The 20,254-nt window shown below is 70.4% G+C and carries 18 protein-coding genes; 5 read left to right on the top strand and 13 right to left on the bottom strand.

Going from position 1 to position 20,254, the window contains the following annotated elements:
* Positions 1–146: 146 nt before the first annotated feature.
* On the top strand, positions 147–1,115 hold the full coding sequence (locus AB0O44_RS01035; RefSeq protein WP_364133222.1) for a DUF389 domain-containing protein: 969 nt from the start codon (positions 147–149) through the stop codon (positions 1,113–1,115).
* Here AB0O44_RS01035 and AB0O44_RS01040 read toward each other — a convergent pair.
* From AB0O44_RS01040 to AB0O44_RS01055, 4 genes are all read right to left on the bottom strand, one after another.
* Positions 1,099–3,159, bottom strand: a complete 2,061-nt coding sequence (locus tag AB0O44_RS01040) for an acyltransferase family protein (RefSeq protein ID WP_364133225.1) — start codon at positions 3,157–3,159, stop codon at positions 1,099–1,101. The genes AB0O44_RS01035 and AB0O44_RS01040 overlap by 17 nt on opposite strands.
* A 255-nt stretch (positions 3,160–3,414) precedes the next feature.
* Entirely contained in the window at positions 3,415–5,025 is a 1,611-nt protein-coding gene (gene groL, locus AB0O44_RS01045) for a chaperonin GroEL (protein ID WP_290255861.1), read from the bottom strand.
* 81 nt (positions 5,026–5,106) lie between these two features.
* Entirely contained in the window at positions 5,107–5,403 is a 297-nt protein-coding gene (groES, locus tag AB0O44_RS01050) for a co-chaperone GroES (RefSeq protein WP_056737866.1), read from the bottom strand.
* Positions 5,404–5,639: 236 nt separating this feature from the next.
* Entirely contained in the window at positions 5,640–6,035 is a 396-nt protein-coding gene (locus tag AB0O44_RS01055) for a hypothetical protein (protein ID WP_364133228.1), read from the bottom strand.
* A 56-nt stretch (positions 6,036–6,091) separates the two neighbouring features.
* On the opposite strand from AB0O44_RS01055, the gene AB0O44_RS01060 reads away from it, so the two are divergent.
* Positions 6,092–7,321, top strand: a complete 1,230-nt coding sequence (locus AB0O44_RS01060; RefSeq protein ID WP_364133231.1) for a class I SAM-dependent methyltransferase — start codon at positions 6,092–6,094, stop codon at positions 7,319–7,321.
* Positions 7,322–7,346: 25 nt separating this feature from the next.
* Here the strand turns inward: AB0O44_RS01060 and AB0O44_RS01065 are convergent, their stop codons facing one another.
* Together AB0O44_RS01065 and AB0O44_RS01070 are read right to left on the bottom strand one after the other, a co-directional pair.
* Positions 7,347–8,180 (bottom strand): shikimate 5-dehydrogenase, encoded by an 834-nt coding sequence (locus AB0O44_RS01065; protein ID WP_364133233.1) that lies wholly within the window; start codon positions 8,178–8,180, stop codon positions 7,347–7,349.
* Positions 8,181–8,270: 90 nt separating this feature from the next.
* Positions 8,271–9,917: a glycoside hydrolase family 3 N-terminal domain-containing protein gene (locus tag AB0O44_RS01070; RefSeq protein ID WP_364133235.1), complete on the bottom strand. Its 1,647-nt coding sequence runs from the start codon at positions 9,915–9,917 to the stop codon at positions 8,271–8,273.
* Between the two features lie 141 nt (positions 9,918–10,058).
* Here AB0O44_RS01070 and AB0O44_RS01075 point away from each other — a divergent pair, with 141 nt between their 5' ends.
* Positions 10,059–11,210 carry a glutamate--cysteine ligase gene (locus AB0O44_RS01075; protein WP_364133237.1) on the top strand — a complete coding sequence of 384 codons (1,152 nt, stop codon included), beginning with the start codon at positions 10,059–10,061 and terminating at the stop codon, positions 11,208–11,210.
* A 71-nt stretch (positions 11,211–11,281) separates the two neighbouring features.
* On the opposite strand, the gene tsaD is transcribed toward AB0O44_RS01075, so the two are convergent.
* From tsaD to AB0O44_RS01105, 6 genes are all read right to left on the bottom strand, one after another.
* Positions 11,282–12,388 (bottom strand): tRNA (adenosine(37)-N6)-threonylcarbamoyltransferase complex transferase subunit TsaD, encoded by a 1,107-nt coding sequence (tsaD, locus tag AB0O44_RS01080; protein WP_364133239.1) that lies wholly within the window; start codon positions 12,386–12,388, stop codon positions 11,282–11,284.
* Entirely contained in the window at positions 12,385–12,867 is a 483-nt protein-coding gene (gene rimI, locus AB0O44_RS01085; RefSeq protein ID WP_364133242.1) for a ribosomal protein S18-alanine N-acetyltransferase, read from the bottom strand. Before rimI ends, tsaD begins: the two co-directional genes overlap by 4 nt.
* Positions 12,868–12,926: 59 nt before the next feature.
* Positions 12,927–13,598 (bottom strand): tRNA (adenosine(37)-N6)-threonylcarbamoyltransferase complex dimerization subunit type 1 TsaB, encoded by a 672-nt coding sequence (gene tsaB, locus AB0O44_RS01090; RefSeq protein WP_364133244.1) that lies wholly within the window; start codon positions 13,596–13,598, stop codon positions 12,927–12,929.
* Positions 13,599–14,213 carry a tRNA (adenosine(37)-N6)-threonylcarbamoyltransferase complex ATPase subunit type 1 TsaE gene (tsaE, locus tag AB0O44_RS01095; RefSeq protein ID WP_364133247.1) on the bottom strand — a complete coding sequence of 205 codons (615 nt, stop codon included), beginning with the start codon at positions 14,211–14,213 and terminating at the stop codon, positions 13,599–13,601.
* The gene (gene alr, locus AB0O44_RS01100) at positions 14,210–15,433 is read right to left on the bottom strand and encodes an alanine racemase (protein WP_364133249.1); all 1,224 of its coding nucleotides are present in this window, start codon (positions 15,431–15,433) and stop codon (positions 14,210–14,212) included. Before alr ends, tsaE begins: the two co-directional genes overlap by 4 nt.
* Positions 15,434–15,522: 89 nt before the next feature.
* On the bottom strand, positions 15,523–16,614 hold the full coding sequence (locus tag AB0O44_RS01105) for a carbohydrate kinase family protein (protein ID WP_290255871.1): 1,092 nt from the start codon (positions 16,612–16,614) through the stop codon (positions 15,523–15,525).
* Positions 16,615–16,704: 90 nt separating this feature from the next.
* On the opposite strand from AB0O44_RS01105, the gene AB0O44_RS01110 reads away from it, so the two are divergent.
* Complete coding sequence (locus AB0O44_RS01110) at positions 16,705–18,183, top strand: 6-phospho-beta-glucosidase (RefSeq protein ID WP_364133252.1); 1,479 nt, start codon at positions 16,705–16,707, stop codon at positions 18,181–18,183.
* Between the two features lie 45 nt (positions 18,184–18,228).
* Here AB0O44_RS01110 and AB0O44_RS01115 read toward each other — a convergent pair whose 3' ends face one another.
* Complete coding sequence (locus AB0O44_RS01115) at positions 18,229–18,765, bottom strand: GNAT family N-acetyltransferase (RefSeq protein WP_364133255.1); 537 nt, start codon at positions 18,763–18,765, stop codon at positions 18,229–18,231.
* A 165-nt stretch (positions 18,766–18,930) separates the two neighbouring features.
* On the opposite strand from AB0O44_RS01115, the gene mshA reads away from it, so the two are divergent.
* Complete coding sequence (gene mshA / locus AB0O44_RS01120) at positions 18,931–20,196, top strand: D-inositol-3-phosphate glycosyltransferase (RefSeq protein ID WP_364133257.1); 1,266 nt, start codon at positions 18,931–18,933, stop codon at positions 20,194–20,196.
* Positions 20,197–20,254 lie beyond the last annotated feature (58 nt).

The following is a 20,254-nucleotide window of genomic DNA, read 5'->3' on the forward strand; positions in this document are numbered from 1 at the left end:
ATGTTACCGAACCGTAATTTCGTTCGCCAATCGCCAGAGTGCTTACTAATTGCGGCTGCGCCTGAGGATGCACTCCTTGAGGCCGCGCGGCTGAGTACCCCGCCGCATTCCCCCGGCTACTCTGAACGGGTCGAAGGAGGCCGCCGGTGATCGTCACGGTGCGAATAAGCGTTCCGGCGGAGCTGACCTCCGCCGTCGTCGAGTGTTGCTCGGATGCGGAAGGTGTGGCGGAGGTGGCGCTGCATCCGGGGACCTCGCTGGTGCCCGAGGGTGACGTGCTGCAGGTGATGATCGCCCGGGAAGCCGTCGATCCGCTGCTGGAGAGGCTTCAGTCACTGGGTGTGCAGCGCGCGGGCTCCATCTCCGTCACCACCCCCGAGCTCCTGCTCTCCGACCGGGCCGACCGCGCAGTCGCTGAGGCGCCGGGCGAGGGCGCGGACGCGATGATCTGGGACGAGGTCTCCCGGCAGACCGGGGACGATGCCAAGCTGACCTGGAGTTTCCTGGCCTTCCTGGTTCTCGCCACCCAGCTGGCGGCGATCGGCATCGTCACCGACTCCACCATCGCCATCGTCGGAGCGATGGCCGTCGGTCCGGAATTCGGGCCGCTCGCGGCGCTGGCGGTGGCGCTGGTGCGGCGGCAGTGGCGGCTCGGGCGCAGTGCGGCCCTGGCCCTCGGCGTCGGATTCCCGGTTGCGATGCTCGCGGCGGCCTTCACCGCGTGGTTGTCCGTTCCGCTGGGGCTCTTTCCCACGTCCGCGCTGGACACCGGGTCCGCCGTCGAGTTCATCTACCACCCGGGACCGTACTCGTTGATCGTGGCACTTCTGGCCGGGGTGGCAGGCATGCTGTCGGTGATCAGCCGCCGTTCCACCGCCCTGGTGGGTGTGTTCATCTCGGTGACCACTGTGCCGGCGGCGGGGTTCGTCGCGGTGGCGCTGGTGCTGGGCGAGTACCAGAAGGCGGCGGGCTCGGCCGTGCAGCTGTTCATCAACCTCGCCGGACTGGTGGTGGCCGCGGTGGCCGTGCTCCTTTTCTACCGGGTGGTGACCCGGCGGCACCCCCGCGGTGCCCGACCCCGCCAGGGGCGCAGCAGCGCTACTCCCAGCCGGTAGCGGAGAGCAGCCGGTCCTTGACCATCGGGGCCATGCTCGCCGAATAGGTGCGGCTGAGGTGGTTGTCATCCAGGTAGACGAAGGTGTTGCCCACGACGCCGGGGCAGTCGTTTTCACGGCAGATGAGGTCGGTCATATCCAGTGTGACGACGTTCGGGGCTCTGTCCGCCAGGGTGTCGAGCGGATTATCTGCGGCGAAGAGTCCACTCTTGGCCGGCAGGCACGCCGTGTCGTCCTTCCCCTTCGTCACGACACAATCGGCCATGTTGAATTCGAACCGCGGGTTGTCCCGCAGCAGGATCACCTGGATTCCGAGACCGGTCCACGTATCGAGGCTGGACTCCAGACCGGGGATCAGCGTTTCACCGTTTGACGAGGGCGACGCCGCGGTGCCCACCACCACGATCGCATCCGGCGGGTTGCGCCTGACCTCCGCGGTGACGGCGGCGTTGAACTTGTCGCAATCGGCATTGGCGTTCTGCGCAGTTGTGCCGGGCTTGCAGCCGCCCATCAGCATGGCGTAGAGCCGCCATCCCTTCTCATCACTCACCGGTTTCAGGGCGGGGAGCCACTGTTCTGCGTGCGAGTCGCCGAGGACGAGAACCCTCTTCGCCGAATTCCCGTTCTGGGTGTTTTCGTTGCACACTCCGCGGAGGGTGGCATTCTGGGGCTCGAGTGTACCGCTGCACGGCTGCGGCAAACTGGCCCAGTCCTTGCCCAAGTTCTCCGGCGCGGGAAGGAGGGCCGCGTCGGCGTCGGCCTGCTCTGTGAAGTCCGGCAGCAGCGCACGGGCGCCGGGATTATTCCGCGCGGCCTTGGCCAGGATGCCCTGATTCTCGAAGTACAACGCCAACTGGAGCCCGGCCAGCGGGACGGCGGCGACCGTGAGGGCGGCCACGATCGCAAGCGACGTCCGGCGCCGCCTCACCTCCGGCCACTTCCACTGCCGCCACGGGCGCTCCACGAACCGGGTGGTCAGGTAGGCCAGCGCTATGGTGGTTACGATGATCGCCGAACCCGTGACTGGACCGGCGTGGCCGCGCTGCTGCACCGCGAGCGCAACGACCAAGAGCGGCCAATGCCAGAGATACATCGCGTGGGACATGTCCCCGAGGCGGACCAGCGGCCGGGAACTGAGAATCCGGTCCGCCCCGAACCGGCTACCGGTCTGACCGGCGACGATCACGCAGGCGGCGGCCAGGGTGGGCCACAGCGCGATACTGCCGGGGAAGGACGCCTGGACGTCCAGCAGGAAGCCGCAACTCAACATCGCGGCGATGCCAAGCCACCCGAGACGCACCCGCCACGGCGCCGGGATCCGGAGCAGAGGAAGGACCAGCGCCACGAGCGATCCGAGCGCGAATTCCCAGAGGCGGGCGCCGGTGTCGAAGTAAGCCTCGGTTTGGCTGGCCGCGGTGAAGACGATGGAGTACACGAGGGAGACGGCAAAAATGAGCCCGAAAACGTAGGCCAACAGCGCCCGATACTTCAGGCGGAAGCGCTTGGCGAGGAGCGCGGCACCCACAAAGATCAGGGGCCACAGGATAAACACCTGCCCCTGGATGGACAGCGACCAGAAATGCTGGAAGGGGCTGGCCGAGGAGTGGTCCGAGGCGTAGTAGTCGGTGGCCTGGGCCTGCAGCAGCCAGTTTTCGGAATACACCAGGGACGCCCAACCCTGGCCGACGATGTCCAGCCACCGGGTCCGAGGAAGGAACAAGATCATCGCCGCCAGCGTGGCGACCACCACGACGACGGCCGCCGGGATGAGGCGGCGGAAGAGATGCAGCCAGTGTTTGACCAGGGCGGTCGGACGCCCGTCGTCGTAACGTCCCACGAACTGAAGGGTCATGAGGAAAGCCGACACCAGCAGGAACACGTCCACACCGCCGGAGACCCGGCCAAACCAGATGTGATAGGTCATCACCATCAGGACAGCCAGCGACCGCAGCCCCTGGATCTCGGGCCGGTAGCCGGGTTTCCGGTTGGGACGGGCCGGAACGCCCGTGGGAGCCGCTTCCTGGAGCCCCGCCTGCTGCGTCATCAAAATTCCTCACCACGTACGGCCTGCATCGGGCCGCCGAAACCTAAGTGTTCCACTCTACGGAAGGTGCGCCGGGGGTGCCAGCCGCCGGGGTGCACCCAGCGAGTTAAGCAGAGCGGACTGTGAGGAGCTTGTGAACCGGCCATGTTCTCCCGTCGCAGCCGGGAAAGCAGAAAGAACGCCCCGGCGCAATGCCGGGGCGTCCTCTCTCTGATGCAGATGGTGCACGTGGTGCAGCCGGAACTACACGTTGGCCTAGTGCTGGTGGCCGGCGTGCTCGTCTTCGTCGGCCGGCTTCTCCGCCACCAGGGTCTCGGTGGTGAGAACCAGCGCGGCGATGGAGGCAGCGTTCCGAAGGGCGGCGCGGGTGACCTTGACGGGGTCGATCACGCCGGCGGCGATCAGGTCCTCGTACTCACCGGTCTTCGCGTTGAAGCCCTGGTTGACGGCCGAGTCCGCCACCCGAGCGGCAACGACGTAGCCGTCGAAGCCGGCGTTCTGGGCGATCCAGCGCAGCGGCTGGGTCAGTGCCCGGCGAACGATGCCCACGGCTGCTGCCGCGTCGCCGTCGAGCGCCTTGACTGTCGGGTCCTCGTCGAGGGCCTTGAGGGCGTGGACAAGGGCCGAACCGCCGCCGGAGACGATGCCCTCTTCCAGCGCGGCGCGCGTGGAGGACACGGCATCTTCGATGCGGTGCTTCTTTTCCTTCAGCTCGACCTCGGTGGCGGCGCCGACCTTGATCACGCCGATGCCGCCGGCCAGCTTGGCCAGGCGTTCCTGCAGCTTTTCCTTGTCCCAGTCCGAGTCGGTGCGGGTCAGCTCGGCGCGCAGCTGTGCGACACGGGCCGCGACGTCCTCGGCAGAACCGGCACCGTCGACGATCGTGGTGTTGTCCTTGGTGACGGTGATACGCCGCGCGGTACCGAGGACCTCCAGGCCCACGGTGTCCAGGCTGAGGCCCAGTTCCGGGGAGACGACCTGCGCGCCGGTCAGGGTCGCGATGTCCTGCAGCATGGCCTTGCGGCGGTCACCGAAGCCGGGAGCCTTGACGGCGACGACGTTCAGGGTGCCGCGGATGCGGTTGACGATCAGCGTGGACAGGGCCTCTCCGTCGACGTCCTCGGCAATGATGAAGAGCGGCTTGGAGGCCTGCAGGGCCTTCTCCAGCAGCGGCAGGAAGTCCTGCAGCGAAGAGATCTTGCCCTGGTTGATCAGGATGAGGGCGTCCTCGAGGACGGCTTCCTGGCGGTCCGCGTCGGTGATGAAGTACGGGGACAGGTAGCCCTTGTCGAACTGCATGCCCTCGGTAAGGACGAGTTCGGTCTGCGTGGTGGAGGACTCCTCGATGGTGATCACACCATCCTTGCCGACCTTGCCGAACGCCTCGGCCAGCAGTTCGCCGACCTCGTCGCTCTGCGCGGAGATGGCGGCAACGTTGGCCACCTGGGTGCCCTCAACCGGACGGGCGTTCTCCAGCAGGCGGGCGGCGATGGCCTCGACGGAGACCTCGATGCCGCGCTTGATCTGGCCCGGGGCGGCGCCGGCGGCAACGTTGCGCAGGCCTTCCTTGACCAGGGCCTGCGCCAGCACCGTTGCGGTGGTGGTGCCGTCACCGGCGACGTCGTTGGTCTTGGTGGCGACCTCCTTGGCCAGCTGCGCGCCCAGGTTCTCGTAGGGGTCGTCCAGCTCAACCTCGCGGGCGATGGTCACGCCGTCGTTGGTGATCGTGGGGGCGCCCCACTTCTTGTCCAGCACGACGTTGCGGCCGCGGGGGCCGAGCGTCACCTTGACGGTGTTGGCGAGCTTATCGATACCGGCCTCGAGGGACCGGCGGGCAGCGTCGTTAAACGCGAGCTGCTTTGCCATGGTGTTGTCCTTTCACGAAAGAACCCCGCGCAGCCGTCCCGTTCATCACTGACGGTCCGGCGGCGCGGGGATCCAAGAGAGTTACTTTACGACGATCGCCAGAACGTCGCGGGCGGACAGTACGAGGTACTCGACACCGCCGGTCTTGACTTCGGTTCCGCCGTACTTGGAGTAAATGACGACGTCGCCAACGGCAACGTCGACGGGAACGCGGTTGCCGTTGTCATCGAAGCGGCCGGGGCCTACCGCGACAACTTCGCCTTCCTGCGGCTTCTCCTGCGCGGAGTCCGGGATAACCAGGCCGGAGGCCGTGGTCTGCTCGGCTTCGAGCGGGCGGACAACAATACGATCCTCAAGAGGCTTAATAGAGACCGACACTCGGACCTCTCCTTTTCGTCAGCAAATTCATGGACTTCAAAGCGGTGGTGCCATGCGTACAGACCGTCGTCGCGGTGCCGGCAGCAGCCTGGCAGCTGATGCTTTGGTGTTAGCACCCGCCTAGGGGGAGTGCTAATGACGACTCTATGTAAGGAGTTAGCACTCGGTCAAGGTGAGTGCCAGAAGTTCATCTGTGGCGAACGGCCGCCTGATGTCCGGATGGGCAAGCAGCCCGGCTACTCCCCCGCCAAGTCGTCGTAGTCCCACTCCAGCCCGTCGTCGTCCTCGTCCACCCGGGGCGCGTCGTTGCGCGTCCGGTAGAGCAGGAAGCCGCCGGCCAGGGCCGCGAGGAGGCCGGCGATCAGGAAGATGATGCTGCCGATCCGGACCCCGGCGTAGGTGTCGCGGATGGCCCGGGCCTCGTCGGTGGCGTCCGCGACGTCCTTGCCGTCCACCGAGTAAACCGTGGCATTGAAGGTGTCGAGGAGGAAGATGATCACCAGCAACGCGGCGCAGACGACGGCGGCCACGACGCCGGCGATCAGCGCCGGGCGGGCGTAGCGGGCCAATCCCCGACGGCCCGGGGCCTCCCCCGCCGCCGTTCCATCGGTTTCCGTGTTCCTGTCCTTCATGCCGTCAAGCCTAGTGGGCGCCGCGGGGTTCCCGGGCCTGAACTACGATCGATGGCATGGCTGAGACACCGCAGGACCAGATCGCACCACTGCTCAATCCGGCGGGGTGGGAACTGCTGTCCTCGCTGGGCCCGTACCGGGAGGAGGAGGCGTTCCAGCTCAACGCGGCGCTCCGCAAGGCAGGCCACCCGGCGGATCTGGTCTCCGCGGCCTTGACGCAGTCCCGGCTGCGGACCAAGGCGGAGGCCAAGTTCGGCGAATTCGCCCGGCAGATGATCTTCACCCGTGCCGGCCTGGAGCAGGCCACCCGGCTCACGGTCGCCGCCCGGCACGCCCAGCGTTTCGCGGAGGCGGGGGTCACCCACGTCGCGGACCTGGGCTGCGGGCTCGGCGCCGATGCGATGGCCCTGGCGTCCCTGGACCTGACCGTGACCGCGGTGGAACTGGATGAGACCACCGCTGCCTGCGCCACGATGAACCTGATCCCGTTCCGGAACGCCACCGTGGTGCACGCCGACGCGGAATCCGTGCCGCTGGACGGGATCGACGGGGTCTGGTTGGACCCGGCCCGCCGGACCACGTCCACCTCGGGCACCACCAGGCTCTGGGACCCGGAAGACTTTTCCCCGCCGCTGTCCTTTGTGGAGTCGCTGGCCGCCTCCGGCCGCGCCGTCGGCGTGAAGATGGGCCCCGGGATCCCCCACACCGCAATTCCCGCGGACTGCGAGGCACAGTGGGTTTCGGTGGGCGGCGACGTCACCGAGGTCGCCCTGTGGTTCAACTCCGTCCGCCGCCCGGGCATCCGCCGCGCCGCGCTGGTGCTCGGCCCGCGGGGCGCGGCGGAGCTCACCAGCGTCGAGGATTTCGACGGCGGCCCGGCGGCCCCCGTGGGCCCGGTATCCGGGTACCTCTACGAACCCGACGGGGCCGTGATCCGCGCCGGACTGGTGGCCGACGTCGCGCTCCGGCTCGGCGGACACCTGGTGGACGAGCACATCGCCTACATCTGCGCCCCCGAACTGCAGGACACCCCGTTCGCCCGCGCCTATGAGGTCCTCGAGGTGATGCCACTCAACGTCAAGGCCCTCAAAGCCTGGGTCAGGGAGAACGGTATCGGCGTGCTCGAGATCAAGAAGCGCGGCGTGGCCGTGACCCCGGAGGAACTGCGCGGGCAGCTGCTGCCCGGCGGCCGGGCCGCGAAGAAGGCCAAGAACAAGGCCACACTGGTCCTCACCCGGATCGGCGAGGACCGGGTTGCCGTCGCGGTACGTCCAGTCGCCCCGTAGGGCTCTGTAGCGCCGGGCGGCGACCTTACTGGGCGCGCATGAACTCCTCGGCGGCCCGGACCTGCTCCTCGCTGGGACGGATGCCGGTGTAGAGGACGAACTGTTCCAGCGCCTGGATGGTGGCCACCTCGGCGCCCGTGATGACCTTCTTCCCGGCGGTCCGGGCGGCCTTGATCAGCGGCGTCTCGGCGGGCAGGGCGACGACGTCGAATACCACCTCGGCTTCCTCCACCGCCCACTGCGGGTAGGCCAGGGCGTCCGCCTCGGCGCTGCCCGCCATGCCGATGGGCGTGACATTGATCAGCAGCGCGGCGGGGTCCACACCATCGCCTTGGGCCGGAACGTCGGCGCGCCAGGCGAAACCGTAGAGGTCGGCGAGCGCCCGGCCGGCGTCCTCGTTGCGGGCAATGATGGTGACGTCCCGGAACCCGGCGTCGCGCAACGCGGCCGCCGTCGCCTTCGCCATGCCGCCGGCACCGCGGAGCCAGACGGAGTAGTCCACCGGCACGGCGTTGCGCTGCAGGAGCTGTTCGATGGCGGTGTAGTCGGTGTTGTAGGCGGTGAGGGTGCCACCGTCGTTGACGATCGTGTTGACCGAGTCGATGGCCTTCGCGGACGGGTCCATGACGTCCACGAGGTCGATCACGTCCTCCTTGTACGGCATCGACACGGCGCAGCCGCGGATCCCCAGCCCGCGGACCCCGGCGATCGCCTGGCCCAGGTCCGTGGGGGCGAAGGCCTTGTAGATCCAGTTCAGGCCGAGCTGCTCGTACAGGTGGTTGTGGAAGCGCGTCCCGTTGTTGCTTGGGCGGGCCGAGAGCGAGATACACAGCGTCATGTCTTTGTTCAGGATAGGCACCGCTCCATTAAACGCCACCGGGCGGGACCGTACCCTGCCTAGGGACAGCGGCCATGTCCAGCTCTCTGGTGCAGCTCCCAGATTCAGCGCCTAGGCGCAGCCGGCCCCCGGGCCCTGCGCGCCCACGGCCACCGGCAGTTTCCCCGGCGCCGGCGCCTTGCCGCCCAGCACCGCCGCGAGGGCTTCGAAGGCTTCCCGGCTCCGGCCGTAGAGGGCGATTTTGGCCGGGGCAGCGGACTTCTCCAGCGGCCAGGGCGCGTCAAGGGCCACCGCGACGTCGGCCGTCACGGGGCCCTCGCCATAGCCGATGAGCGCCACCACCGGGCCGGACCCGACACCGATGCCGGCCTGCCGGGCGGCGGCAGCGAAGCGGGCCCGGTCCTGCTCCGTGCCGCCGGTCACCCGGACGCTCGCGGGCACGATCGGACCCTTGCACGGCCCGGACAGCACCGTGATGGCCTCCTGCGAGACCTTCTCGGAGAGGGCCGATCCACTGCCGGGCGCCGAGGCATGGGCCGGCTGGCTGCGTCCGCGCCAGAGCTGCATGGTCACGACGCGGCGCGCGGCCTCGTCCAGGCGTGCGGCCGGCAGGCTGCCCTTGCGGACGGCGGAGACAATCGCGGCGTGCGCGGTGTCCACCGAGGCGGGCATCAGGATCAGGTCCGCCCCCGCCGCGAGCGCCAGGGGCGCGGACGAATCGTTGGGGAACTGCTCCGTAACGGCACCCATGTTCATGGCGTCGGTGACCGCCACGCCCCTGAACCCCATGCGGCGCAATTCGGCATAGGAGGCGGCCGAGACGGAGGCGGGGACTCCGGGCTGGAGGGCGGGCACGGCTATGTGGCCGGTCATCACCATGGGCAGGCCCGCGTCAATCGCCGCCTGGAAGGGCTTGAGGTCACGGGACCGGAGCTGGTCCAGGCTGGCGCCCTGGACCGGGAGTCCCTGGTGCGAGTTGACGCTGACGGACCCGTGGCCGGGAAAGTGCTTGGCCGCGGGCAGCACGCCGGCATCCAGCATGCCCTTGGAGAACGCGGTCCCGACGGCGGCCGCAGTGTCCGGGCTGCCGGAGAACGAGCGGGCACCGATCGTGGGATCCGCCGGACCCATGGTGACGTCCGCAGCGGGGGCGAAGTCGACGTTGAAGCCCACCCCTGCCAGTTCGGCCGAGAGGGCCCGCCCGGCGTCGGTGGCCAGCGGGTCGCTGCCGGCGGCGCCGAAGCTCATAGGGGCCGGCCATTCGGTCAGCGGGGCGCGCAGGCGGGCCACCAGCCCACCTTCCTGGTCGACGCCGATCAGGCCGGGCCAGCCACGGCCGTCGGCACGGGCCGCCCGCTGCAGCCGGTCGGTGGCGGCGCGCATGGCGGTGGTGTCCACCTGGCCGGTCGCCGTCGCGGGAACGTTGTCGCCCATCACGATCGACCCGGCCAGGTGCAGCCGTTCCACCGTCTTGGCGTGCGCCTCGACGTCGAGCCCGACGAAGGAGGCCAGCAGGACCTGGCCCGCCTTCTGCTCCAGGGACATTCCCGCCACCGCCCGGGCGGCGGCGTCGGCGTCGGCCTGCTCGGGTCCCCAGCCGAGGGGCTGCGCGGAGGGGGCGGAGGGTTGGCCGGACTGCCCGGCGGGGCCGGTGCCTGGGGCGGCCGGGGCGGAGCATCCGGCGGCCGGGAGCACGAGCCCCGCCAGCAGCGCCGCGGTCACGGGCAACAGGTTCCGGTTGTGAAGACTCTCACGCATCAGCTGTAACTTGACCACCAGCTCGATGCTACCCCTGCACTAGACTTGGGACATTGTTGCCATACCCCCGCTCGCCGCCCCGGCGGCGGTGACGGCGCACATAACCACCGGCGAGCGCCGCCACTACAGCGAAGGGACCGCATGAAGATCGAGTTCGCTTCATCCAGGCAGTCAACACTCGGCGTCGAATGGGAGCTGGCCCTCGTCGACGCCGAGACCGGCGAACTCGCCTCGGTGGCCAAGGAGGTGCTGCGCAGCGTCGCCGCCCGGCACCCGGAACTCAACGAGGACGACGAGCACCCGCACATCAAGCAGGAGCTGCTGCTCAACACGGTGGAGCTGGTCACGGGGATCTGCACCACGGTGGCTGAGGCCAAGGCGGACCTGGCGGGATCCCTCGCCGCGCTCCGTGAGGTCACGGACCCGATGGGCGTGGAGGTCTTCTGCGCCGGTTCCCATCCGTTCAGCCCGCCGCAGCTGCAGCCGGTGACGGACAAGGAACGCTACGCCAAGCTGATCGACCGCACCCAGTGGTGGGGCCGGCAGATGGTGATCTATGGGGTCCATGTCCACATCGGCCTGGACAGCCGCGACAAGGTCCTGCCGGTGCTCGACGGCCTGGTCAACTACTTCCCGCACTTCCAGGCCCTCTCCGCCTCCAGCCCGTTCTGGGGCGGCGAGGACACCGGCTACGCCTCGCAGCGGGCCCTGATGTTCCAGCAATTGCCCACCGCGGGCCTGCCGTTCCAGTTCGGCAGCTGGGAGGACTACGAGTCCTACGTCCAGGACATGTTCACCACCGGGGTGATCGACGCCCTCTCCGAGATCCGCTGGGATATCCGGCCCGTGCCCAACCTTGGCACCATCGAGATGCGCATCTGCGACGGCCTGGCCACCCTGGAGGAGGTCGGCGCGATCGCGGCCCTGACCCAGTGCCTGGTCCACGAGTTCTCCACCATCCTGGACAACGGCGGGACTATCCCCACCATGCCGCCCTGGCACGTGCAGGAGAACAAGTGGCGCGCCGCCCGGTACGGCCTGGACGCGATCATCATCCTCGACGCCGAGGGGAACGAACAGCTCGTCACGGACCACCTTCGGGAGACCCTGGACCGGCTCGCCCCGATCGCCGAGCAGCTGGGCTGCGCCGCGGAACTGGGCGACGTCGCGAAAATCATCGACCGCGGGGCCGGCTACCAGCGGCAGCGCCGCGTCGCCGCCGAACACGGCGGCGACCTGCGCGCCGTCGTACTGGACCTGGTCAAGCAGATGCGGCAGGGCCCGGCGGCCTGACGCCTCCCGCCCGACGGCGTGGTCCGGCCGGGATGCCGGCCGGGCCCTTCGCCTCTAACCCTCCGCCCGGGTTAGACGGAGACGGACGTGACCGGCATCGACGAATCCGGCGCGAAACCGATCCTGCTGGGCGCCGTCCCGGCCATCACCAGCTGCGCCCCGAGGGCGGCCACCATGGCCCCGTTGTCCGTGCAGAGGCTCAGCGGCGGCACGGTCAGCCGGATTCCGGCCGAGGTGCAGCGCTGCTCGGTGAGCTCCCGGAGCCGGGAATTGGCCGCCACTCCCCCGCCCAGCAGCAGCTCCGTGATGCCGTTCTCGCGGCAGGCGAGCACCGCCTTGGCCGTGATGACATCCACCACCGCCTCCTGGAATGCCGCGGCGATATCGGCCACCGGCACCTCCTGGCCTTTGGCCTCGAACTGTTCGACGCAGCGCGCGACGGCGGTTTTCAGGCCACTGAACGACCAGTCGTAGCGGTGCGGGCCGGGCTCCTCCGCGGTCCCCATGTACTTGGGCTGGGTGAGCCCGCGGGGGAAGCGGATGGCCTTGGGGTTGCCCGTGCGCGCCAGCTTGTCGATGGCCGGGCCTCCGGGGTAGCCCAGGCCCAGCAGCCGGGCCACCTTGTCGTAGGCCTCACCGGCGGCATCGTCGATCGTCGATCCGAGCAGTTCCACGTCGTCGGTGATGCTGCGGATGCGCAGGATCTCGGTGTGCCCGCCGGAGACCAGGAGGGCGCCAAGGTTGTCGGGCAGGGCCGCCGGCTGTCCGGGACCGCCTGCGCCGTCCGTGTCCAGCAGCCCGACGCCCACGTGCGCCACCAGGTGATTGATCGCGTAGAGCGGCTTCCCGGTGGCCACGGCCAGCGCCTTGGCCGCGCAGACCCCCACCATCAGGGCCCCGGCCAAGCCGGGTCCGGAGGTCACGGCGATCGCGTCGATGTCGTCCAGGGCCACCTCTGCGGCGGCCAGCGCCTCGGTCAGCGTGGGAACGAAGGCGTCGAGGTGGGCGCGGGAGGCGATTTCGGGGATGACGCCGCCGAAGCGGACGTGTTCCTCCATCGAGGAGGACACGGTGTTCGCGAGCAGACGGGTGCCGCGGACAATGCCGACGCCGGTCTCGTCGCAGGAGGATTCGATGCCGAGCACCAGCGGCTGCTGGCTGTGCGGAGCGTTGTTCATGCCTGGCCTGTCTCCTCAGGGTTATCGTCCGGCGTGTGGCCGGCGGTTTCCGGGCCGGTCAGGGTCAGGCGCATGATCAGGGCGTCGACGCCGTCGCGGTAGTAGCGCGGCCGGATGTGGATCTGTTCGAAGCCGAAGCGCCGGTAGAGCTGCTGGGCGCGCGGGTTGTCGGCCCGGACCTCGAGCAGCACGTCCGCGGCGCGGCGCCGGCGGCTCTCGGCGATCAGCCGGGTCAGCAGGGCCGAGCCGATCCCGCGGCCCTCCTGCTCGGGGACGACGGCGATCGTCTGGACGTCCGCGATGGGCTCGATGCACATCAGTCCGGCGTAGCCCACGATCCCGCCGTCGGCCTCGGCCACGAGGTAGTGGCGGGTGTCGGTTTGCGAGAGCTCGTCGCCGAACATCTGCAACGGCCACGCGTCCACGGGGAAGAGCCGGACCTCCAGGGCGTGGACGGCAGGGATGTCGGCGGCCGTCATGGGCCGCAGGGTCACGCCCCCGCTAGCCGGTCCGGAGCCGGCGGCGGGTGCCCCGGCGGTCACAGCGCGCGCTTCCGCGGCCCGGGCACCTGGGCGTCGGATTCGCGCAGGTAGAGCGGCGTGGTGTCGGGCAGTTCTTCCCCGGCGGCCAGGCGTGCGAGGGCGAACTGGCCCAGGGACACCGCCTCGGGCTGGCGTTCGGCGAAACCGGCGACGGCGCGTACCTGGTCGGCGTACAGCCCGGCACCGGCACCGTAGACCGGCAGCTCCGGCAGCTCGGAGGCGAAGCCGACGTGGGGTCCGTCCGCTAGCTCGGGAAGCTGCCCGGTGGCCAAGGTGTACCGGGCCCAGTACACCTCGCGGCGCCGGGCGTCGGTGGCCACCAGGAACTCGGCGGCGCTGTCGATGGACTCTGCCACCTCGAGGGCGATCGCGTCCAGGCTCATCATGCCGTACAGCGGCTTGCCCCAGACGTTCGCGAGGGTCCGGGCGGTGACGATCCCCGAGCGCAGGCCGGTGAAGGGTCCGGGGCCGACGCCGGTGACCACCGCGTCGAGGTCGGCGCCGGTGAGGCCGGCGCCGGTCAGGAGTTTCGCAATGCCGGGGGCGAGGACCTCGGCGTGGCTGCGGGTGTCCTCGGTGGCGAAGCAGCCCACCACGGATTCCAGGGAATCGTCGGAGACGAGGGCCGCGCTGGCAACCGCCGAGGTGTCGATGGCGAGAATCAGCATTTAGTCCTCTTCCTGGGTGCGCGTTGCGTCCGGGCCGGCAGGCAGGGCCGCGGGCGGTTCGGCCCAGCGCGGGCCGAAGCCGCGGAAGACCACGGTGCGGGGCCCGTCGTCGTCCTCGTCTTCGAAGTCGAGCACGTCGTCCGGGGCGGTGTCCGCTTCGGGGACGGGCCGGTGGCCTCCGCCGGGGCTGCTTCCCAGCCTGCGGTGCAGGTCGATTTCCAGGCGGCTCTCGCTCAGGTGCTCCACCCGGTCCCGGCCCCACTCCACCACGGTCACCGCGGAGTCCATGGTGTTTTCGAGGTCGATGTCGTCGATCTCGGCGGCGGACTCCAGCCGGTAGGCGTCCACGTGGACCAGGTCCGGACCGCCGGGGCGGGGTCCATCCGGCAGGTTGGGGTGGATCCGGACCAGCACGAACGTCGGTGAAATGATGCCGGCGCGCACGCCGAGCCCCTCACCCAGGCCCTGGGTAAACGTGGTCTTGCCGGCGCCGAGTTCCCCGGTGAGCACCAGCAGGTCCCCGGCCCGCAGTTCGGCGCCGAGGGCGGCGGCCAGCTCCTGTGTCTGGGCGGCGGTGGCGACCTCGACGCTGCGCTCCCACACCGGCGCGCTCACAGCGACTCCCCGCCGTCGGAGTCGGGGGCCTCGTTGATGTAGCGGCGCGGCACCCGGGTGCTGATCCGTGTGACGATCTCATAGTTGTTGGTCCCGGCGGCGCGGGCCCAGTCCTCGGCGGTGGGCCCGCCGTCGGCGCCGTCGCCAAACAGGACGGCCTCCTCGCCCAGCAGCGACGTCCCGCCCGCCGAGACCTCCAGCGGACCCAGGTCGATCACCATCTGGTCCATTGCGATCCGGCCCACCACCGGGTACGTCCGCTCCCCCACCCGGACAGGTCCGCCGGTGGCAATGCGAGGGACGCCGTCGGCGTAGCCCAGCGGAATGAGGCCCAGGGTGCTGGGGCCGGCAGTGCGGTAGTTCAAACCATAGGAGACGCCCTGGCCGGCGGGGACGTCCTTGCAATGGGCCACCACCGTGCGCAGGGTCATGGCCGGGCGGAGCCCAACGTCCTCGGCGCCCTGGTCCTCGAACGGCGAGAGGCCGTAGATGCCCAGCCCGACCCGGACCAGGTCGAAATGCGTGTCCGGCCGGGACAGGGTGGCCGGGGTGTTCGCGAGGTGGCGGACCTCGGGGTCGACGCCGGCGTCCTGGGCCATGGCCAGGATGTCGCGGAAGACGGCGAGCTGCGCATCGGTTTCCGGCCGCTCGGGCTCGTCCGCAACGGCCAGGTGGGAGAAGATCCCGACCACGCGCAGCAGGCCCTGGTCCTGAAACTCGAGGGCCTCACCGAGCAGCGAGTCCCAGGCCGCGAGGGTCACGCCGTTGCGGCCCAGGCCGGTGTCCACCTTGAGATGGACCCGGGCGGGGCGTTCCTGTTCGCGGGCGGCCGCGACGATCCGGCCCAGCTCCCAGCCGGAGCAGCCGATGTCGATGCCGGCGGCGACGGCGGCGGCGAAGTTGCTGTCCGGGGTGTGCAGCCAGGCCAGCAGCGGCGCGTCGATGCCGGCGGCGCGGAGGGCGAGGGCCTCGGAGATGTGGGCGACGCCCAGCCAGCTGGCACCGGCGCTGAGCGCGGCGCGGGCCACCGGGATGGCGCCGTGGCCGTAGGCGTCCGCCTTCACCACGGCCATCACCTTCGCCGGGGACGCGACGGCGGCGAGCCGCCGGACATTGTGCCGGACCGCGGCGAGGTCGATGACCGCAGACCGTTCCTCCGCGCGGGCCGGCGCGGCGTCCGCGGACGGCTGGGACTCTCCTGATGCTGCTGGGGATATCACCTAACGATTCTACGGGTGGCCCCGGACGCGGCTGAATTCCGGGGCAGGGTCCGTGCTCCCGCCCCCGCGTCTTCGCCGTCCTAGCCGTCCTACGCGTCCGAGAGGTGCGCGATGGTAGCCGCGGCCCGACGCTGCGCCGCCGGCGGGACATCACGCACGATCTCCTCGAGGAAACGGTAGCGGCGCAGCCACTGGCTGCCCTGACGTTCCTTCCGGGCGTTGGCCCGCTGCCACCAGTCGGCGAGGTCGCCCCAGCCCGGTGCGGCGAGGGAACCTCCCACGTGCTGCACGGCCAGGGCGGCGCAGAGATTGGCAAAGCGCAGCCGGTCCCCCAGCGGCCAGCCGGCCAGGCAGCCCACGATGAACGCCGCGGCAAAACAGTCGCCGGCACCGGTGGGATCAAAGGCGGTGACGGGAAGCGACGGCACCCATTCCTCCTCGCCGCTCTCCGAGTCCACCGCCATGGCACCCTGCGCGCCGAGGGTCACCACGGCCACCGGCACCCGGTCCGCGAGCGCGTAGAGCGCCGCCCATGGGTTGTCCTTGCCGGTGAAGGCCATCGCCTCCTGCTGGTTGGGCAGGAAGGCGTGGAAGTAGCGCAGGTTCTCCAGCCGCGCCCGCGCCCAGGTTTCCGTGGGGTCCCAGCCGACGTCGCCGAAGAGCCGGACGCCGGCCCGGTGCGCGGCCACGGCCCACGGTTCCATCTCCTCGGCGAGGTCGGCGACGGCGGCGAGCGCGAGCGGCGGTGACCCGATCAGTTCGGTGGCGGAGACGGGCGCCGGGTGGCCGTGGGTGATCATGGACCGGTCCTTTTCCACGCTGAGGGACACGGTGACGGGCGAGTGCCAGCCGGGAATCCGGCGGGACAGCGAGAGGTCCACATGCTCCTGCCCGGCCAGGATCTTCCAGTTCTCCTCGCCGTACCCGTCGTCGCCAAAGACCGCCGCGAGGCCCGTCCGCAATCCCAGCCGGGCCGCGGCGATGGCCTGGTTCGCCACCCCGCCCGGGCAGCTGCCCATGCCCTCGCTCCAGATCTCGGTTCCCGGCCGCGGCGCGTGCGGCAGTCCGGTGAAAATGATGTCCTGGAACACGGTGCCCGTCAGCAGCACGTCGAATCCCAAGGCCGCCGGGGAGCGGACGGCGGCAAGCGGATCGAAACGCGGCGCTGGAATCGCGTCCATACTCCGCAGGGTACGCCCGCCGGCCCGGTCCCGGTAGCGGCTTTGGTCCGCCCCTCCCCCGCCGCCGGCGGACTGGCCTACACTGCTGGCATGCGGCTCATGGTTGCCGGCGGCGGCGGGTTCCGGGTGCCGCTCATTTACCGGGCGCTCTGCACCGGCCCGTACGCCGGGCTGGTGCAGGAGTGCGTGCTGTACGACGTCGATGCGCACCGGCTGGAGGCCATCGGGGCGGTGCTGGCGTCGTTCCGGGCCGGGCTTCCGGACGGTGCGCCCGCCCCGGCGGTTCGGACCTCCACGTCCCTGGAGTTGGCCCTCACCGGGGTGGACATGGTCTTCGCCGCCATCCGCCCGGGCGGAACCGCGGGACGGGTGGCGGACGAACGGGTGGCTCAGGGCGCGGGGCTGCTGGGACAGGAAACCACCGGCGCGGGTGGGATCTCGTACGCGCTGCGGAGCATCCCCCCGATGCTCGAGCTCGCCGCGGCGATGCGGCGGTTGTGTCCCTGGGCCTGGTTGGTGAACTTCACCAACCCGGCCGGGATGGTCACGGAGGCCCTGATCCCGGTGCTGGGGCCGAAGGTGGTCGGGATCTGTGATTCCGCCGGCGGCCTGGCCCGTCGGGTAGCGCGGGCCGCCGGGGTAGCGCTGCCGGACGGCGTTCTGGCGGGGGTGGGCTATTACGGGCTGAACCATCTCGGCTGGCTGTACCGGCTTGAGTCCGGCGGCCGGGACCTCCTGCCGGAACTGCTCGCCGATCCGCGGAAACTGGCCGGGGTCGAGGAGGGCCGCCTTTTTTCCCCGGAACTTCTGGCCGGGCTGGGCTGCCTGCCGAACGAGTACCTCTTCTACTACTACGCCGCAGGGCAGGCCGCCGCCGCGATGCGGTCCGCGGCGGAGACCCGCGGCGAGTCCATCCACCGGCAGCAGGCCGGGCTGTACCCGCGGCTGGCCGGGGCGGGGGCGGAGGCCTACGCGCTGTGGGACGCCGCGCGCCGGTCCCGCGAGGAGGGCTACCTCGCCGAGGCCAGGCCAGGCGGCGAACACCGGGACGAGGAGGATCTCGCCGGGGGCGGGTACGAGAGGGTGGCGCTGGCCCTGATGCGGGCGCTCTCCGGCGGCCGGGAGACGGAGTTGATCCTCAACGTCCCCAACACCCTGCCGCCCACAGGGCCCGGCGGAGGCGGGGGTCCTGCGATCCCGGGCCTGCCGGCGGACGCCGTCGTCGAGGTGCCGTGCCGCGTCAATGCCGACGGCGTCGTTCCGCTCGCCCAGGACCGCCCGGCCCAGGCGCAGCTGGACCTGATGCGCCGGGTGAAAGAGGTCGAGCGGCTGGTGGTCCGGGCCACGACGCCGGGGCCTGGCTCACGGTCGGGTGTTCAGGGGAGCGACGGCACCGCCGGCGGCGGTTCCAGCGCTATCTCCGGATCGGCACGAAGGGAAGCCGCGCTGACCGCCTTCGCCCGCCACCCGCTGGTCGACTCCGAGGTACTGGCCGCGAGGTTGCTGGCCGGGTACGAGGCGGCCTTCCCCCGGCTCGCCGCGCTGTGGCAGGACTCACCGGGCCGTTGAGGGAAAACCCGGCGGAGGGGAAAGCCTGCGTGGGAGCGGACGTGCCTACAACATCCGGTGCATGACGTGCAGGCCCACGAACCCTTGCTCCGGGTGCTGGAAGGCTTCGGGAATGGTGGCCAGGATGGTGAAGCCCATGCCCTGCCAGGCGGCGACCGCCCTGACGTTGGTTTCCACCACGGCGTTGAACTGCATGGCCCGGAAGCCCTCCCGGCGGGCGGCGTCGAGGGAGTAGGTGCAGAGCGCGCGGGCCAGGCCGCGGCCACCAAACCCGGCCCGCACCATGTAGCCCGCATTCGCCACGTGGCGCCCGCCGCCACCTTGGTTGGCGTGCAGCTCCCCCGTGCCCAGCACGACGCCGTCGTGCTCGCCTGTGCCCACGGCGACGAAGGTGCGGCCCGGCGCCGTCTTGACCCACTTGGACCGCGCAGCGTCCTCGGTGGTGTCCCGGTCCCAGGTGAAGGTCTCACCGGCACGGATTACCGGCTCCAGGATTTCCCAGATGCCGGGCCAGTCGCGGTCCGTGGCGTCCCTGATGATCCAGTCGGCGGTTTCCTGCGGGGCCTTGTCAACGGTGCTCACAGCGGCCACCGTATCAGCGGGGCTCGGACGGGGCACGGCGGGGCACCCGCGGGCGCCGGCCGGCCGGGTCCCGGGCGGCAATCCGAGCCTCCGCAGGAGTAGTGTTTTACCGAATCCACGTCCCCGGAACGCCGGGAACCGCACCCTGAGAGGAAGGACACCACGATGCCGCTGGTCCGTCGGGTCGCATTCCTCTCGCTGCACACCTCCCCCATGGAACAGCCCGGGTCCGGCGACGCCGGCGGCATGAACGTCTACATCCGGGCCCTGGCCGCAGCCCTCGCGGAATCCGGCGTCGAGGTGGAGATTTTCACCCGCTCGACCGCAGCGGACCAGCCCGCCGTCGAGCACCCCTCCCCCGGCGTGTGCGTGCACAACGTCTTCGCCGGGCCGGCGCGGAAAGTTCCCAAGGAGGAACTACCCGCGCTGCTGCACACGATGGTCGCGGAGATCGACCGGATCAAAGCCGACCAGCCGCGCGGCCGGTACGACCTGATCCACTCGCACTACTGGGTCTCGGGGGTCGCGGGGCTGGAGCTGTCGGAGCTTTGGGGCGTGCCGCTGGTCCACACCATGCACACCATGGCCAAGGTCAAGAATCTGCTGCTGGAGTCCGGTGAAAGGCCCGAGCCGCGGCGCCGCGAAGAGGGCGAACACCGGATCGTCGACGGCGCCACCCGCCTGATCGCGAACACCGCGGCGGAGGCTGCGGAACTGGTCTCGCACTACGACGCGGACCCGGACCGGATTGACGTCGCCCCGCCCGGGGTTGACCTCGATGTCTTCACCCCGGCGTTCCGGGCCAAGGCCCGCAGCGACCACGGCGTGCCGCCGGGCCGTTTCCACCTGCTCTTCGCCGGCCGGATCCAGCGCCTGAAAGGCCCGCAAATCCTGATCAAGGCCGCAGCCCTGCTGCGTGCCCGGCGCCCCGACATTGACCTGCAGGTCACCATCCTCGGCGCGGTGAGCGGGGCGAAGGACTTCGACCTCAAGGCCCTGATCACCGCCGCAGGGATGGACGACGTCGTCACCCACCACCCGCCGGTCAGCGCGCCGAAACTGGCCGGCTGGTACCGCTCCGCCGACGTCGTCGTCATGCCCTCCTACAGCGAATCCTTCGGGCTGGTGGCACTGGAGGCCCAGGCCTGCGGCACCCCCGTGGTCGCCACCCGGGTGGGCGGACTCTCCCGCGCCATCTTCGACGGCAGGACCGGGCTGCTGGTGGAGGGGCACAAGGCCTCGGACTGGGCGGACGCCCTCGAATCCCTGCACGACGACCCGCTGACCCGCGAAGACATGGGCCGCGCGGCGTCCGTGCACGCCCAGGGATTCGGCTGGCACCACACGGCCGCGCTGACGCTGGAGAGCTACCAGGGCGCGCTGGTCCAGTATTTTGGAACACGAAGCACCACGGCGGTGCCCGCTCCCTGACCGGGAGCCCCGCCGGACGCTTGGCCGGGACCGCCGGCACAGCGAATCCACGCCACGA

The sequence above is a fragment of the Arthrobacter sp. NPDC080082 genome, assembly GCF_040686595.1.
Taxonomy (GTDB): Bacteria; Actinomycetota; Actinomycetes; order Actinomycetales; family Micrococcaceae; genus Arthrobacter.

What these genes read in the sequence shown, in the direction of transcription:
- AB0O44_RS01055 (WP_364133228.1), bottom strand. Translation starts at nt 6,035, where the DNA reads ATGAAGGACAGGAACACGGAAACCGATGGAACGGCGGCGGGGGAGGCC.
- AB0O44_RS01110 (WP_364133252.1), top strand. Translation starts at nt 16,705, where the DNA reads ATGCGGCTCATGGTTGCCGGCGGCGGCGGGTTCCGGGTGCCGCTCATT.
- AB0O44_RS01070 (WP_364133235.1), bottom strand. Translation starts at nt 9,917, where the DNA reads ATGCGTGAGAGTCTTCACAACCGGAACCTGTTGCCCGTGACCGCGGCG.
- tsaB (WP_364133244.1), bottom strand. Translation starts at nt 13,598, where the DNA reads ATGCTGATTCTCGCCATCGACACCTCGGCGGTTGCCAGCGCGGCCCTC.
- rimI (WP_364133242.1), bottom strand. Translation starts at nt 12,867, where the DNA reads ATGACGGCCGCCGACATCCCTGCCGTCCACGCCCTGGAGGTCCGGCTC.
- groL (WP_290255861.1), bottom strand. Translation starts at nt 5,025, where the DNA reads ATGGCAAAGCAGCTCGCGTTTAACGACGCTGCCCGCCGGTCCCTCGAG.
- mshA (WP_364133257.1), top strand. Translation starts at nt 18,931, where the DNA reads ATGCCGCTGGTCCGTCGGGTCGCATTCCTCTCGCTGCACACCTCCCCC.
- AB0O44_RS01040 (WP_364133225.1), bottom strand. Translation starts at nt 3,159, where the DNA reads ATGACGCAGCAGGCGGGGCTCCAGGAAGCGGCTCCCACGGGCGTTCCG.
- AB0O44_RS01060 (WP_364133231.1), top strand. Translation starts at nt 6,092, where the DNA reads ATGGCTGAGACACCGCAGGACCAGATCGCACCACTGCTCAATCCGGCG.
- AB0O44_RS01075 (WP_364133237.1), top strand. Translation starts at nt 10,059, where the DNA reads ATGAAGATCGAGTTCGCTTCATCCAGGCAGTCAACACTCGGCGTCGAA.
- AB0O44_RS01105 (WP_290255871.1), bottom strand. Translation starts at nt 16,614, where the DNA reads ATGGACGCGATTCCAGCGCCGCGTTTCGATCCGCTTGCCGCCGTCCGC.
- tsaD (WP_364133239.1), bottom strand. Translation starts at nt 12,388, where the DNA reads ATGAACAACGCTCCGCACAGCCAGCAGCCGCTGGTGCTCGGCATCGAA.